This is a genomic window from Pelomonas sp. SE-A7, assembly GCF_030345705.1.
Taxonomy (GTDB): Bacteria; Pseudomonadota; Gammaproteobacteria; order Burkholderiales; family Burkholderiaceae_C; genus JAUASW01.
On sequence record NZ_JAUASW010000001.1, the window covers coordinates 964472 to 979854 of the forward strand.

At 67.0% G+C, this 15383-nt stretch carries 14 protein-coding genes; 11 read left to right on the plus strand and 3 right to left on the minus strand.

The window, feature by feature from the left end; translation table 11 throughout:
* Positions 1-5: 5 nt before the first annotated feature.
* A complete protein-coding gene (locus tag QT382_RS04210; RefSeq protein WP_289252792.1) occupies positions 6-440 on the minus strand; it encodes a hypothetical protein in 435 nt (144 codons plus the stop codon).
* Positions 441-722: 282 nt separating this feature from the next.
* Positions 723-1577: a bile acid:sodium symporter family protein gene (locus tag QT382_RS04215; RefSeq protein WP_289252793.1), complete on the minus strand. Its 855-nt coding sequence runs from the start codon at positions 1575-1577 to the stop codon at positions 723-725.
* 372 nt (positions 1578-1949) lie between these two features.
* Between QT382_RS04215 and QT382_RS04220 the strand changes: the two genes are divergently transcribed.
* The 11 genes from QT382_RS04220 (at position 1950) to QT382_RS04270 (ending at position 14974) form a co-directional block, all read left to right on the plus strand.
* Positions 1950-3395: a GGDEF domain-containing protein gene (locus QT382_RS04220; RefSeq protein WP_289252794.1), complete on the plus strand. Its 1446-nt coding sequence runs from the start codon at positions 1950-1952 to the stop codon at positions 3393-3395.
* A gap of 113 nt (positions 3396-3508) precedes the next feature.
* Entirely contained in the window at positions 3509-4657 is a 1149-nt protein-coding gene (gene dgoD / locus QT382_RS04225) for a galactonate dehydratase (protein ID WP_289252795.1), read from the plus strand.
* Positions 4657-5619: a 2-dehydro-3-deoxygalactonokinase gene (locus tag QT382_RS04230; protein ID WP_289252796.1), complete on the plus strand. Its 963-nt coding sequence runs from the start codon at positions 4657-4659 to the stop codon at positions 5617-5619. Before dgoD ends, QT382_RS04230 begins: the two co-directional genes overlap by 1 nt.
* Complete coding sequence (locus QT382_RS04235) at positions 5616-6248, plus strand: 2-dehydro-3-deoxy-6-phosphogalactonate aldolase (RefSeq protein WP_289252797.1); 633 nt, start codon at positions 5616-5618, stop codon at positions 6246-6248. Before QT382_RS04230 ends, QT382_RS04235 begins: the two co-directional genes overlap by 4 nt.
* Before the next feature lie 9 nt (positions 6249-6257).
* The gene (locus tag QT382_RS04240) at positions 6258-8717 is read left to right on the plus strand and encodes a beta-galactosidase (RefSeq protein WP_289252798.1); all 2460 of its coding nucleotides are present in this window, start codon (positions 6258-6260) and stop codon (positions 8715-8717) included.
* 92 nt (positions 8718-8809) lie between these two features.
* Complete coding sequence (locus QT382_RS04245; protein WP_289252799.1) at positions 8810-9748, plus strand: SMP-30/gluconolactonase/LRE family protein; 939 nt, start codon at positions 8810-8812, stop codon at positions 9746-9748.
* A gap of 33 nt (positions 9749-9781) precedes the next feature.
* Complete coding sequence (locus QT382_RS04250) at positions 9782-10762, plus strand: arabinose ABC transporter substrate-binding protein (protein WP_289252800.1); 981 nt, start codon at positions 9782-9784, stop codon at positions 10760-10762.
* Positions 10762-12270 carry an L-arabinose ABC transporter ATP-binding protein AraG gene (araG, locus tag QT382_RS04255; protein ID WP_289252801.1) on the plus strand — a complete coding sequence of 503 codons (1509 nt, stop codon included), beginning with the start codon at positions 10762-10764 and terminating at the stop codon, positions 12268-12270. Before QT382_RS04250 ends, araG begins: the two co-directional genes overlap by 1 nt.
* 2 nt (positions 12271-12272) lie before the next feature.
* The gene (gene araH / locus QT382_RS04260; RefSeq protein WP_289252802.1) at positions 12273-13271 is read left to right on the plus strand and encodes an L-arabinose ABC transporter permease AraH; all 999 of its coding nucleotides are present in this window, start codon (positions 12273-12275) and stop codon (positions 13269-13271) included.
* The gene (locus QT382_RS04265; protein WP_289252803.1) at positions 13268-14035 is read left to right on the plus strand and encodes an SDR family oxidoreductase; all 768 of its coding nucleotides are present in this window, start codon (positions 13268-13270) and stop codon (positions 14033-14035) included. The genes araH and QT382_RS04265 overlap by 4 nt, the downstream gene beginning before the upstream one ends.
* Entirely contained in the window at positions 14036-14974 is a 939-nt protein-coding gene (locus QT382_RS04270) for a LysR substrate-binding domain-containing protein (RefSeq protein ID WP_289252804.1), read from the plus strand.
* Between the two features lie 35 nt (positions 14975-15009).
* On the opposite strand, the gene QT382_RS04275 is transcribed toward QT382_RS04270, so the two are convergent.
* Positions 15010-15249: a hypothetical protein gene (locus QT382_RS04275; protein WP_289252805.1), complete on the minus strand. Its 240-nt coding sequence runs from the start codon at positions 15247-15249 to the stop codon at positions 15010-15012.
* Positions 15250-15383: the final 134 nt, after the last annotated feature.

Sequence of the window (15383 nt, forward strand, 5' to 3'; positions counted from 1 at the left end):
GCTCCTCACAGCGTTCTGAAGAATGTCTGCCCGTTGAGCGCAGCAGCCCTGGCGTTGGCGGCGGTCTTGGCCCCACCGAAGTTCTCAAGTACGGCTTGGGCGTGAGAGAAGATAAAGCCGCAAGTCACCGACTGGAAGCCTGGCATCAGCAGGTGCGCCTCACCCTGGAATCGGATGACGTAGTCGCATCCCCGCTGCACTGCCAGCTGGAAGGCTGCGCCAGCCGGCGTGTTGGGCAGGTTGTCAATGACAGCCGGATTTCCCACCTTCCCGAAGGGTGCCTGTGGGTTGGATGCTGGCGGCGTCTTCCGCGCAAAGACAACGATGCCGACCCCTGCGGCCACTGGTGGATTCGCAACGATGCGAAGCTCTACGACCTGAATCCCCTCGGCAACTTGCAACCAGTCGGACGAGAAGAACTCCAAAGTTGGTATGGCCATCCTGCAACTCCCACGGCTTTGCGCCTAGCAAAACGATAAGGGTCGCAAGTGTGTTGAGCACTCCGCGAACATGCATCCACAACGCAGACGATTTGCGTTGCTCGACGGCGACGCAGCTTGCAGGCCGGAGACTCGGATGGAGTTGGACTAGGCATTCAAGCCACACGCGTCATCCCATTCGATGAACCAGGGTGCAACGCGGACAGACCACCAAGGCCAAGCCACACGCCCCATGCCACGAGCTACGCTTGCTTTGCCGGCGCGCTGGCCTCCTGAGTGGCCCTAGCCCTTGCGCGCCACCCAGAAGCCGAACAGCGCGGCGGTGCAGAACATCAGCAGGCTGTAGATCGCCGCCGGTATGGCCATGCCGCCGTCGTTCAGCACGGCCAGGGCCAGGTAGATGGCCAGCGTGCCGTTGTGGATGCCGATCTCGAAGGCGATGGCGCGGCTCTGGCCTTCGCTCAGCCGCGCCAGCTGACCGGCGCCATAGCCCACCAGCAGGCTGGCCAGATTGAACACCAGGGCGGCCGAGCCGACCTGCTGGAAGTTGGCCACGACCAGGGCCCATTCGCGCTGCAGTATCAGCAGGATCATCAGCACCAGGACCAGGGCCGAGGCGATCTTGACCGGCTTGTCCATGCGCTGGGCGAAGGCCGGGAACCTGGCGTGCACCAACATACCGAGGCCCACCGGCAACAGGATCAGCAGCATCACCTCCAGCGTCTTCTGGAACTGCAGCGGAATCACCTGCTGGTTGCCCATGAAGTGCAGCAGGGAGAAATTGACGATCAGCGGAATGCTGACGATGGCCGTGACGCTGTTGATCGCGGTCAGCGAGATGTTCAGCGCCACGTCGCCCTTGAACAAATGCGAATACAGATTGGCCGTGATACCGCCCGGCGAGGCGGCCAGCAGCATCATGCCCACGGCCAGGCTGCCCGGCAGGCCCCAGAGCTTGCTGAGCCCAAGGCACAGGGCCGGCAGCAGCAAAGCCTGGCAGGCCAGGCCCACCAGCATGGCCTTGGGCTGTTTGAGGATGCGGCGAAAGTCGTCGAGCCGCAGATGCAGGCCCAGGCCCAGCATGATGATGGCCAGGGCCAGGGGCAGGCCGATGGTGGACAAGGCGCTTTGCTGCAAGTTGCGTCTCCTGGTCTTTCTGAGTTGCGGCGAGCGTAGCAGCGGCAGCGCTTCCAGCTCTGCGGGAGAGCCCTGATCCGGATGACGCCAAGCGGTCGCCGCAGAACCCTGATATGGCCGAGAACTATTTGATGGAATCCGATGGGAACCCGTCTGGGGCCGGCCTAGAATTCTTCCGACCAGACGTGCTCGGGCTGGGCGTTGGGCCAGGCCCCCGAAAGCACGCGACGCGAGTGGAATGGTTAGCCGTTCAGGTAGGCACTCAACTTGTGAAAGTTGGGATCGAATCCTTGCGCTCGGGCCAGTCCCGAGGAGCCGCCGGCAATGTCGCAGCAGCGCGCAGGTTTCGGACACGGAATGAACGGAATGGCCATGGCAGCACAGAAGAGCCGCAGATCCTCGGATCGTCAGATCCAGCAGGCCGTCGAGGACGACCGCTCCCCCGCCACGCGCAAGGCCAGCGATGCCCAGCGGCGGCGAGCCTTCAACATCGCCCTGGTGCTTGTATTGGCAACGCTGGCACTGGCGCCCTTCGCCGGCGTGCAGTTGCCGAAGTTCCAGGCCTTCTTCCCGTCCTACCAGACGGCCGTCATCCTTTCGTACCTGACGACGGGTTACTTGATGATGGGCCTTTACCAGGCCACGCGGACACGGTCGCTGCTGCATCTGAGCGCAGGCAGCTTCTTCACGGCAGGCGTGCTGGTCCTGCAGCTGATGGCCTTCCCTGGCGCCTTCGCCGAATCCGGGCCGCTGATCGGCGGGTCGCAGACCATGATCTGGCTGTGGTTCTTCTGGCATGCCGGACCGGCCCTGGGCATCCTGCTGTTTGCTTATGGAGAGCTGCGCAAGCCCGGCGCAGCGACGATCCGGCACGAGCTTGCCCTGCTCGGCAGCTTCGCAATCACGGCAACGGCCCTGTTTGCGACCGGGCTGCTGGTCACCAGCTTCCACGACCTGCTGCCGGTGATGGACATCAAGGGAGACTTCAGCGGCATCAACAGCTCCGGCCTGGCGCCGGGACTGCAGGTGCTGCTGCTGATCGCGCTGGGCGCCCTGTGGCTGGTCAGCGGATTCAAGAAGGTCCTGCACATCTGGCTGGGCCTGTCGCTGGTCGCCTTGCTGTGCGACAACGCGATCACCATGCTTGGCACGACCCGGCTGTCGGTCGGCTGGTACGCCGGGCGCCTGGGCGCGCTGATCTCGGCCTTCGTGGTTCCGCTGGTCTATCTGCAGGAGGTGAAGCGCTCCTACGTGCGTGCCGCCAGTGCCGTCGACAAGCTCACTGAAGAAAATGCCGACCTCGCGGTGCAGGTCGACCGAAGCCGCCACGATCCGCTGACCCAGCTCCCGGGAAGGTCCCTGTTCACGGAACGCGCCGAGACGCTGCTGGCTGCCTGCACCCGGGCGCCGTCGGGCTTTGCCACCTTGTTCATCGACCTCGACGGGTTCAAGGAGGTCAACGACCAGTACGGCCATGATCGGGGCAACGAGGTGCTGGTCCGCGTCGCGGAGATCTTGCGCGCGGAGTTGCGGGACACCGATGTTGCCGGCCGGCTGGGTGGCGATGAATTCGCCATCTGCCTGGACGTTCCCGCTGAGCTGTCGCTGGCTGTGGCCAACAAGATTGCCGGACGCATCGTCGACAAGATCGCCCAGATCGGTCTCGGTATCGGCGCCAGCGTCGGCATCAGCGCCTGTACCGAGAGCATTCGCCAGGCCCTGAGCGAGGCCGATGAAGCGATGTACGAATCCAAGAAGAGCGGCAAGAACCGCAGCACGATCTATTGCGCCAGGCCCAAGCTGGCCTTCTCGGCCTGAGCGCCTGGGCCCGGGCGTCCAGCTATCCAAAGACGAGATAGGAGAGCGCAAACAAGGCATATTTCCAGCCTAGGTCGGCGGCCTAAGCTGGCGGCGTCAACGCTGCGATGCCCATGAAGATCACCAAGCTCACCACCTACCGCCTGGCCCCGCGCTGGATGTTCCTGAAGATGGAGACCGACGCCGGCATCACCGGCTGGGGCGAGCCCGTGATCGAGGGCAAGGCCCGCACGGTCGAGGCCGCGGTGCATGAGTTCGAGCGCTATCTGATAGGCCAGGACCCGAGCCGCATCAACGACCTCTGGCAGGTCATGTACCGCGGCGGTTTCTACCGCGGCGGCGCCATCCTGATGAGCGCCATCGCCGGGATCGACCAGGCCCTGTGGGACATCAAGGGCAAGCTGCTGGGCGCGCCGGTCTACGAGCTGCTGGGCGGCTTGGTGCGCGATCGCATGAAGGTCTATTCCTGGGTCGGCGGCGACCGGCCGGCCGACGTGATCCGCGACATCCAGCGGCTACGCGAAGGCGGCTTCGACACCTTCAAGATGAATGGCAGCGAGGAGATGGGTCTGATCGACAGCGCGAAGAAGGTCGATGCGGCAGTCGAACGCATCGCCGAGATCCGCGCCGCCTTCGGCAACGAGATCGAGTTCGGCATCGACTTCCATGGCCGCATAGGCGCGCCCATGGCCAAGCCCCTGCTGCGCGCACTGGAGCCGTACCGGCCGCTATTCGTCGAGGAGCCGGTGCTGGCCGAGCAGGACGAGACCTATGCCCGCTTGGCCGAGCACACCAGCATTCCGCTGGCGGCCGGCGAGCGCATGTATTCGCGCTTCGAGTTCAAGCGGGTGTTCCAGGCCGGCGGCCTGGCCATCGTCCAGCCCGACCTCTCGCATGCCGGTGGCATCACCGAATGCCTGAAGATCGCCGGCATGGCCGAGGCCTATGACGTGGCCCTGGCCCCGCATTGCCCGCTGGGCCCCATCGCCCTGGCCGCCTGCCTGCAAGTGGACTTCGTCTCGCACAACGCCGTGCTGCAGGAGCAGAGCATGGGCATCCACTACAACCAGGGCGGCGAGCTGCTGGACTATGTGCTGAACAAGGAAGACTTCCGCATCACCGACGGCTACATCCAGCCCCTGCCCAAGCCGGGCCTGGGCGTGGTCGTCGATGAAGACAAGGTGATCGCTGCCAGCCAGAACGCGCCCGACTGGCGCAACCCCCTGTGGCGCCATGCCGATGGCAGCGTGGCGGAGTGGTGATGAGCGTCGAGGACAGCAGTTTCCCGCGCGAGACCGCGCTGATAGGCCTGGACTGGGGCAGCAGCAGCCTGCGGGCCATGCTGATCGATGGCCAGGGCCAGGTCTTGCGCCAACGCCAATCGGCGGCCGGCGCCTCCAGCTTGCACGGTGGCGCCGATGCCTTCGTCGCCTCGCTGGATGAGTTGATAGGCGATTGGCACGGCACCGGTGTGCCGGTCCTCGCTTGCGGCATGGTGGGCAGCGCCCATGGCTGGCGCGAGGTGCCCTATGCGGCCTGCCCGGCCGATGCGGCTCAACTGGCCGCTGGTGCATTGGCCGTTGACTGGCGCGGCCGGCCCGTGCGCCTGCTGCCCGGCCTGCGCTGCGATGCCGGCACGCCCGATGTGATGCGCGGCGAGGAAACCCAGGTGCTGGGCGCCGTCGCGCTGCGGCCCGAGTTGGCCGAGGGCGCCTGCATCGTCATGCCGGGCACCCATTCCAAATGGGCCCAGGTGCAAGGCGGCGCCGTCCAGGTCTTTGCCACGCAGATGACCGGCGAGTTGTTCGCCGTGCTGCGCAAGCATTCGGTGTTGGGCAGGCTGATGGCTGACGAGGCCACGGACGATCTGCCGGCCTTTGCCGAAGGCGTGCGCGCGGCGCGCGACCACGGTGAAGAGGGCCTAAGCCATCAACTGTTCTCGGTCCGCACGCTGGGCCTGACCGGCCGCTTGGCCGCGAGCGCCCTGCCGGACTATCTTTCGGGTCTGCTCATCGGCCACGAGCTGCGCGCCGGATTGCGCTGGCGCGAGCAGTCCTCTTTTCTTGCCCGCGCGCCGCTGCTGCTGATTGGCGAAGCCGCGCTTTGCCAGCGCTATGCCAAGGCGTTGGACCTGTTCGGCCTGGGCTCGGTCGAGCAGTTGCCCAATACCGCGGCGGCCGGCCTGGCCGCGCTGGCATTGCTGACCGAGGAAGTCTCGCCATGAGCGGCATCACCGATCGTTTCGATGCGGCCTTCGCCGCCCTGCCCCTGGTCGCCATCCTGCGCGGCGTCCGGCCCGATGAGGTCGAGGCCATCGCCACCGGCCTGTACGAGAGCGGCTTCCGCCTGATCGAGGTGCCGCTGAATTCGCCCCAGGCCTTGGACTCGATTGCGCGATTGGCCCGCCGCCTGCCGGCGGATGCGGTGATGGGCGCCGGCACCGTGCTGAGCATGACCGCGGCCGACCAGGTCCGCGATGCCGGCGGCCAGCTGGTCGTGATGCCGCATGCCGATGTTCGCGTGGTCCGCCACGTGAAGGCCCAGGGCCTGCTCTGCGTGCCCGGCGCGGCCACGCCCACCGAGGCCTTCGCCTGCGTGGAGGCCGGGGCCGATGCCGTCAAGCTGTTCCCGGCCGAGTTGCTGACGCCCCAGGTGGTCAAGGCCATGCGGGCCGTGCTGCCGCGTGATCTGCGGCTCTTGCCGGTCGGCGGCATCACGCCGGAAGGCATGGCGCCCTATCGCCAGGCCGGCGCTTCCGGCTTCGGCCTGGGTGGTGCTCTCTATGCGCCTGGCATGACGGCAACCCAGGTGGCCGAGCGGGCGCGGGCCTTCGTCAGCGCCTGGCGCGGCTGACAGGCCGTGATGATCAAAACCCTGCTGGCGCTAGCCTGCCTGACGGCCGCACTGTGCGCCCGGGCCGAGGAGCGCCTGCTGCTGATAGACGCCAGCGCGCCGGTCGCCGCACCGAGCACCGGCCATCTGAAGCTGGGCACGGCCGTGGCACCGAACGGTCAGCGGCTGGCAGTCAACAGCCGCTACCTGAGCCTTGACGACCAGCCCTGGCTGCCGGTGATGGGCGAGTTCCACTACAGCCGCAGCCCGGCCGCCAGCTGGGAAGCCGAGCTGCTGAAGATGAAGGCGGCAGGCGTGGACATCGTCGCCAGCTATGTGATCTGGAATCACCATGAGCTGAACCAGGGCCACTTCGATTGGCAGGGCAACCGCGACCTGCGTCGCTTTGTCCAACTGGCGGCCAAGGCCGGGCTCAAGGCCGTGGTGCGCATAGGCCCCTGGTCGCATGCCGAGGTGCGCTTCGGCGGTTTTCCGGACTGGCTGGTCAACAGCATGCCGACGCGCAGCAATGACGCCCAGTACCTCCTCCACGTCGAACGCTTCTATGCCCAGATCGGCCAGCAGCTGAAAGACCTGCTCTGGAAGGACGGCGGCCCGGTCATGGGCCTCCAGCTGGAGAACGAATACAACCTGAGCGGCCCCGGCCGCGGCGCCGAGCACATCGCCGCGCTCAAGCAGCTGGCGATCAAGGCCGGCATGGACGTTCCGCTCTATACGGTGACCGGCTGGGACGGCGCGGTCTATCCCAGCGGCGAGGTGACGCCGGTGTTCGGCGGCTATCCGGACGAGCCCTGGTCGAAGTCGGCGACCGAGCTGCCGGCGAAGGAGACCTACGCCTTCCGCTTTGACAGCCGTGTCTCCGGCGACCTGGGCGCGCAGACCGCCGCCAGCGCTCGCGGCACGGCCGAGACCGACATCGCCTTGACGCCTTTCCTCGGCGCCGAGTACGGGGTCGGCCTGCCGGCCATGTACCGCCGCCGCACCCTGGTCTCGGCTGACGACATCGCCGCCATGCTGCCGGTGCAGCTGGGCTCGGGCGTCAATCTGCTGGGCTACTACATGTTTCACGGCGGGCGCAATCCACGCGGCGACTTCTCGCTCGAGGAAAGCACGGCCAGCGGCGGCTACAACGACACGCCGCGCATCAACTACGACTTCCAGGCGCCGCTGGGTCCGGACGGCCAGCAGCGCGAGGTGCTCACCCGGCTGCGGCCTTTCCATCTGTTCCTGGCCTCCTACGGCGCGCAGCTCGCCACGATGACGGTGCGCAAGCCCGAGGCCGTGCCGCCTCATCCGACCGAGCTGACGACGCCGCGCCTGGCCCTTCGCTCCCACGGCGACAGCGGCTTCCTGTTCGTCAACAACCATGTGCGGCAGCACGCGATGCCGGAGTTCCGCGACCTGCGCTTCAGCCTCAAGCTGCCGGGCGGGACGCTGACATTGCCGCGCGAAGCGATCACGCTCAGGAACGGCGACTCCTTCATCTGGCCCATCAACCTGGACCTGGACGGCACGCGCCTGGTCTATGCCAGCGCCCAGGTCGTGACCCGCTTCGACGCAGGCCCGGCGGGCATCGTCCATGTGTTCATGGCCGCGGCCGATCAGCCTGTGGAGCTGGCCTTCTCGGCGGCCGACGCGACTCATGTGCAGGCGCCACAGACCCAACGCAGCGAGGACCAGGGTCAGGTCTTGTTCAAGGGCATACAGCCGGGCACTTCGCCGGCATTGACGATCAACAAGCCAGGCCAGCGCCCTGTGATCGTGCTGGTGCTGAGCGCGGCCCAGGGCCGCAGCCTGGTGCTGGGCGAGTTCGCCGGCCGCAAGCGTCTGCTGCTCAGCGAGCAGCAATTGTGGACCGGCAACGGGGGCCTTGAACTGCGCAGCACCGGTGAGCCGCGACTGCGCTTCGCCATCTACCCGGCCCTCGCTGCAAAGCCCAGGGCCAATCTCCCGCTGAAGGCCGTGGACCAGGACGGCCTGTTCCAGGTCTACGAAGCGACAGCACAGGCATTCGCCGGTCAGGTCTCGGCGCAGCAGACCCGCGAGGCCCGGCCCGCACCCAAGATCCAGCGCGGCGGCCATGCTGGTGCGGCCTTGCAGCCCATCCCTGAAGCCTTCGGCACCGCCGCGAGCTGGCAGCTAGAGCTGGGCCGCGATGCGCTGACGGGCCCGGCCCTGGACGAAGTGCTGCTGGAGCTGGACATCGTCGGAGACATGGGCCGACTCTACGGCGGCACCGAGATGCTGGACGACTGGTACTTCAACGGCCAGCGCTGGCAGATCGGGCTCAAGGCCTTGAGCAGGGATCAGTTGGCCAAGCCGCTGAGCCTGTCGATCCTGCCGCTGCGCGCCGATGCACCTATCTACCTGCCGCGCGAGCACAGGCCCGACTTCGCCGGCCAGCCGCAGATCGCTCAACTGCGCGGGCTGCGGCTGCTGCCGGTCTACCGGCTTTCAATGCGGCCCTGATCTATGCGATTCCTGGATAGATTCAGTCAAAACCTCGATTGGTTCGACATGCCCGGCCGGGGTAAGTTCCAGTCTGCACCCGCCCTCAGCCCATGACCCCAAGCTCACAGCCCCACCGCGCCGAACTGAGCCTGGCTTTTGCCCAGGCCGCCCAGCTGGGCGAAGGCATCCAATGGCATGCGGCCAGCGGCCGCTGGTGGTGGACCGACATCGAGGGCAGCCAGCTCCATGCCTGGACACCGGGCGCCGCCAACAGCCTGAACTGCAAGCTGCCCGACCGCCTGGGCTGCTTCGCCCACACCCGCTCGGGCCAGCTGATCCTGGGCCTGGCCAAGCGTCTCTGTATTGCCCAGTTGCCTGACCTGATGGCCGAAGGAACGGCCAGCCCGGCGCTGCAGCAGCTGGTGGCCGTGGACCCCAGCGAGACGCGCACCCGTGTCAACGATGGCCGCTGCGACCGGCGCGGCTTCTTCGTGTTCGGCACCATGAACGAGGCGCGCGAGAAAAGACCCATCGGCAGCTTCTACCAGTACTCGATCCAGCATGGACTGCGCCGCCTGGCGCTGCCGGCGGTGGCGATTGCCAACAGCGTCTGCTTCAGCCCCGATGGCAAGACCCTGTATTTCACGGACACGCTGACCCGGCGCATCCTGCAATGCGACTACGAGGCCGAGAGCGCCCAGGTCGGCAACATCCGCCTGTTCTGCGAGATGAGCGAGCCAGGAGCCTGGCCGGACGGCTCGGTGATCGATGCCGAGGGCTGCCTGTGGAACGCCCAGTGGGGCGGCGCCCAGGTCTGCCGCTACGACCCGCAAGGCCAGCGCATGGCGAGCTACGGCGTGCCGGTGCGCAATCCCAGTTGCCCGGCCCTGGGCGGACCGGACGGCGACTGGCTGATGACGACCACGGCCCGCCAGGACAACAGCCGCGAACAGCTGCAGGCCCTGCCGCTGTCCGGCAGCCTGTTCGGCCTGCGCCTGCCCGGTTCGCTGGCCCTGCCGGAATCCCTGTTCGATGACAGCGCCGCCTGAGCGCTGAACCAGAAGATTGAAGGAGACCCTGAGATGACGATTCAAAGACGCGCACTGTGCCTGGCACTGCTGATGGGCTTGAGTGGAATCAGCCTGGCCGCCGAGCCGGTCAAGATCGGCTTCTTGGTGAAGCAGGCCGAGGAGCCCTGGTTCCAGGATGAATGGCGTTTCGCCGAACAGGCCGCCAGGGAAAAGGGCTTCACCCTCGTCAAGATCGGCATTCCCAGCGGCGAGAAGATGATGGCCGCCATCGACAATCTGGCGGCCCAGAAGGTCCAGGGCTTCGTGATCTGCGCGCCCGACGTCAAGCTGGGCATGGCCGTGGCCCGCGCCGCCAAGCGCCACCAGCTCAAGGTCATGTCGGTGGACGACCAGCTGGTCGATGGCGCCGGCAAGCCCATCGCCGACATTCCCCACATGGGCATCTCGGCCTACGAGATCGGCAAGCAGGTGGGTCAGGGCCTGGCCGACGAGATCAAGGCCCGCGGCTGGAGCCTGGCCGAGGTCGGCGCGCTGCGCGTGGCCTACGACCAGCTGCCCACCGCGCGTGAACGCACCCAGGGCGCGCTGGACGCGCTCAAGGCCGCCGGTCTGCCGTTGGCCAATGTGGTGGAGGCGCCGCAGGCCAAGACCGACACCGAGAGCGCCTTCAACGCGGCCAACATCGCCTTTACCAAGAACGCCAAGTTCAAGCGCTGGGTCGCCTTCGGCATGAACGACGAGGCCGTGCTCGGCGCCGTGCGCGCCGGCGAAGGCCGTGGCTTCAAGCAGGACGCGATGCTGGGCGTGGGCATAGGCGGCAGTCAGACGGCGTTGAACGAGTTCTCCAAGCCCCAGGCCACGGCCTTCTTCGGCACCGTCTTGATCAGCCCCAGACGCCATGGCTACGAGACCGCCCTGAACGTCTACGAATGGGTCACGACGGGCAAGGCCCCGGCGGCGATGACGCTGACCAGCGGAACGCTGATGACGCGCAAGAACCAGGCCGAAGTCCGCAAGCAGATGGGCCTGTGATGTCTGCCACGCCGGTCCTGCAGTTCGAGAACGTCAGCAAGCTGTTCCCCGGCGTCAAGGCGCTGGATGGGGTCAGCTTCGAGGCGCGGGCCGGCCAGGTCCATGGTCTCCTGGGCGAGAACGGCGCGGGCAAGAGCACGCTCCTGAAGATCCTGGGCGGCCAGTACAAGACCGATGGCGGGCGCCTGCTGCTGAATGGCGACGAGCGCCGCTTCGGCTCGGCCGGCGACGCGATTGCCGCTGGCATCGCCGTGATCCACCAGGAGCTGCAGTACGTGGCCGAGCTGACCGTGGCCGAGAACGTGCTGCTGGGCCGCTTGCCAACGCGATTCGGCTTTGTGGACCACGCAGCCGCCCGTCGCCTGGTGGCCGACAAGCTGGCCGCCATCGGCGTGGACCTGGATCCGGCGGCGCGGCTGTCGGAGCTTTCCATCGCCCAGCGCCAGATGGTGGAGATCTGCAAGGCCGTGATGCAGGACGCCCAGGTCATCGCCTTCGACGAGCCGACCAGCAGCCTCTCGCACCGCGAGAGCGAGATCCTGTTCCGCCTGGTCAAGCAGCTGCGCGCCGAGGGCCGCACCCTGATCTACATCTCGCACCGGCTGGAGGAGCTCTACGCGCTCTGCGACGCCTGCACCATCTTCCGCGACGGACGCAAGGTGGCCACGCATCCCGTGATGGCCGAGGTCGCGCGCGAACGCCTGATCGCCGACATGGTGGGCCGCGAGCTGCAGGACATCTACGACTACCGCGAGCGGCCGGTCACGGCGCCGCGGCTGCAGGTCAAGGAGTTGCGCAGCGAAGCCCTGCCGCATCCGCTTTCCTTCGAGGTGCGCGGCGGCGAGGTGCTGGGCTTCTTCGGCCTGGTCGGCGCCGGCCGCAGCGAGCTGATGCGCCTGGTCTACGGCGCCGACAAGCGCAGCGGGGGCCAGGTCTTGCTCGACGGTCGCGAGGTGAGTGCCGCGGGGCCATCGGCAGCGATTGCCGCCGGCATCGTGCTGTGCCCCGAGGACCGCAAGGAGCAAGGCATCCTGGCCCAGAGCTCGGTGGCCGAGAACATCAACATCAGCTGCCGGCGCCACAGCCTGGCGGGCGGCCTGTTCCTGCGCCACCGCCGTGAGGCCGAGCTGGCCGATGCCTTCATACGCCGGCTGCGCATCAAGACACCGAACCGCGAGCAGGAGATCCGCCTGCTCTCGGGCGGCAACCAGCAGAAGGTCATCCTGGCCCGCTGGCTGGCCGAGCCGGGGCTGAAGGTACTGATCCTGGACGAACCGACCCGCGGCATCGACGTGGGGGCCAAGAACGAGATCTACGGCCTGATCCACGAGGTGGCCGCCAGCGGCTGCTGCGTGATCGTGATCTCCAGCGAGCTGCCCGAGGTGCTGGGCATCGCCGACCGGCTGATCGTGATGCGCGACGGCCGCATCAGCGGACAGCTGACGCGGACCGAGGCGAGCGAAACCGCCGCGCTCAGCCTGGCCCTGCCCGACGAAATCACCGCCTGACGATGAACACCGCCACGACCCCAACGACATCACCACCGGCCACTTCCGCCATGAAAACGAACCGCTCCCGGGCCTGGCTGAAGGAGCACAGCATGACGCTGGGCTACGGCCTGCTCTTCGTCCTGCTGTCGCTGACGGTGGAGAATTTTTTCTCCTCGGCCAACATCGTCGGCCTGATGCTGTCGGTGGCCCAGATCGGCATGGTGGCCTGCACCATGATGCTGTGCCTGGCCTCGCGCGACTTCGATCTCTCGGTCGGCTCCACCATCGCCTTTGCCGGCGTGCTGGGCGCCATCGTGCTGGAGCGCACGGGCTCGACCGGGCTGGCCGTTGCCGCCGGCCTGGGTGCCGGCGCCTTGATTGGCGCGGGCAACGGTGTGCTGATCGCCTACCTGCGGGTCAATGCCCTGATCGCCACGCTGGCCACCATGCTGATGGTGCGCGGCCTGGCCTTCATCGTCTCCAAGGGCCAGGCCGTGGGCATTGCCGACGAGGGCTTCATCAGCTTCGGCGACAGCCTGCTGTGGGGCCTGCCGCTGCCGGTCTGGGTCACGGCGGTCTGTTTCCTGGTGTTCGGCGTGCTGCTCAACCACACGGTCTTCGGCCGCAACACCCTGGCCATAGGCGGCAATCCCGAGGCGGCACGGCTGGCCGGCGTCAAGGTGGAGCAGCTGCGGGTCTGGATATTCCTGCTGCAGGGCCTGGTCACGGCTATGGCCGGACTGATACTGGCCTCGCGCATCACCAGCGGCCAGCCCAATGCCGCCACCGGCTTCGAGCTGGACGTGATCTCGGCCTGCGTGCTGGGCGGCGTCTCGCTGCAGGGCGGCAAGGCGCGCATCTTCGGCGTGGTCATAGGCGTGCTGATCATGGGCACGGTCGAGAACGTGATGAACCTGCTCAACGTGGACGCGTTCTACCAATACCTGATGCGCGGCCTGATCCTGCTGGCGGCCGTGCTGCTGGACCAACTGAAGACCCGTGGGGAGAGTCGTTCATGAGCCAACGTCTGCAAGACAAGGTCGCCCTGGTCACCGGATCGACGCTGGGCATTGGCAAGGCCATCGCGCGCCGCTTCCTGGCCGAAGGCGCGAAAGTCATCGTCAACAGCCACCGTGACGACGAGGCCGCTGCCGCGCTGCGCGAATTGCTGGGTGACGAGAACGCGCTGTTCGTGCAGGCCGATGTGGCCGACGCGGCAGCCGTGCAGGGCATGGTGGACCAAGGCATTGCGCGCTTCGGCCGCATCGACGTGCTGGTCAACAACGCCGGCATGGACGTGTTCTCGGATCCGCTGAAGATGACCAGCGAGCAATGGCAGCGCTGCCTCTCGGTGGATCTCGAAGGCGCCTGGAACTGTGCCCGCGCCGTCTTGCCGGGCATGCTGGAGCGCGGCGCCGGCAGCATAGTCAACATCGCCTCGGTCCATGGCCACAAGATCATCCCGGGCGCTTTTCCATATCCCGTTGCCAAGCATGCGCTGATAGGACTGACCCGCTCGCTGGGCATCGAATACGCGGCCCACGGCGTGCGGGTCAACTCGATCTCGCCGGGCCTGATACGCGCCGAGCGGGTCGAATCCTGGCTTGCCTCGCTGCCGCCGGAACAAGCCCGACGCCAGATCGACCTGCTGCCCTGCAAGCGCATAGGCGAGCCGGACGAGGTTGCCTACACTGCACTCTTCCTGGCCAGCGACGAGGCGCGTTTCATCAACGCGACCGACATCCTCATCGACGGGGGCCGTTCACAGGTCTATCACGACTAGATGTCCGATCCGCGCGCCAATCGTTTTGTCCGCTCGCACCTGAAGACCCGCCATCTGGTGCTGCTGGTCGAGCTGGGCCGGCACAGATCCATCCTGCATGCGGCCCAGGCGGCGAATCTGACGCAGCCGGCGGCCTCGAAGCTGCTGGGCGAGTTGGAGCATGCGCTGGGGGTGCCGCTGTTCGAGCGATTGCCACGGGGCGTGCAGCCCACGCGCTATGGCGAGGTGCTGATACGCCGGGCCGGCGCCGCCTTGGCCGAGATGGACGCGGCGCACCAGGAGGTGATGGAGCTGCTGTCGGGCCTCAGCGGCCGCGTGGCCCTAGGCAGCGTGACGACGCCTTCGATCAGCCTGCTGCCCGAGGCGATTCGCTTGCTCAAGGCCGAGCATCCCAAGGTCCAGGTCTCGGTCAGCGTGGACACCAGCAAGCCGCTGTTGCAGAAGCTGCGCTCCGGCGAGCTGGACATCGTCATAGGCCGCGTCCTCGACACCGAGATCGCCGACCAGCTGAACTTCGAGCCCCTGACCGACGAGCCGCACAGCCTGATCGCACGGGCCGATCATCCGTTGGCCGGCAAGACCAGGCTTCAACTGGCCGACCTGGTTTCGCAGGGCTGGATACTGCCGCCGGCCGGCAGCATCCTGCGCGACCGGCTGACCGCCTGCTTTCTGTCGCAGGGGCTGGACCTGCCCTCGGAAATCGTCGAGTCCGCTGCCATGCCGATGATCATCCAGCTGCTGCTGCGCACCGACATGATCAGCCCCCTGCCCTCGCCGCTGGTGCAGGCCCAGCTCGATGCCGGCCAGCTGGTGGAGCTGCCGATCAAGCTGGGCATCAAGATGGACGCCTACGGCCTGATCACCCGCAAGAATCACCAGCTTTCGCCGGGCGCCGAGCTGATGATGCGCATCCTGCGCGACATGCCGGCGCGGCCCTGAGGCGCACGCCGGCCCTCCTCCCTCATCTATCAAATTCAGATCGACGGCAGCTCGGCAGCGGCCAGGCGCACGACCTCGACCGGCCCCGACGACTGCGCCCTCAGCCCTTCGGCCTCGCCACTGTCGAAGGCACCGCCCAGCAGGCCGGACAGGGTCAGCAGGCCTATCAGGCTGACCCAGGCCTGCGGGTCACGCAACCGGGCCAGCGCGGCACGCAGCCGGGCCGCGACGGGCGAAGGACGGTAGAAGGACTGGACGGCGGCTGTGGTCTTCATGGCGGCTCCTGGAAACGGCAGGTCGATGGACGCGACTGTACGTTTTACCAGTACTGTATGCAACACCAGGTTTAGACCAGGGAGATTGGCGGGCCAGCGGCGGCGATACTCCGGCCCATCGCGCAACCACCGCC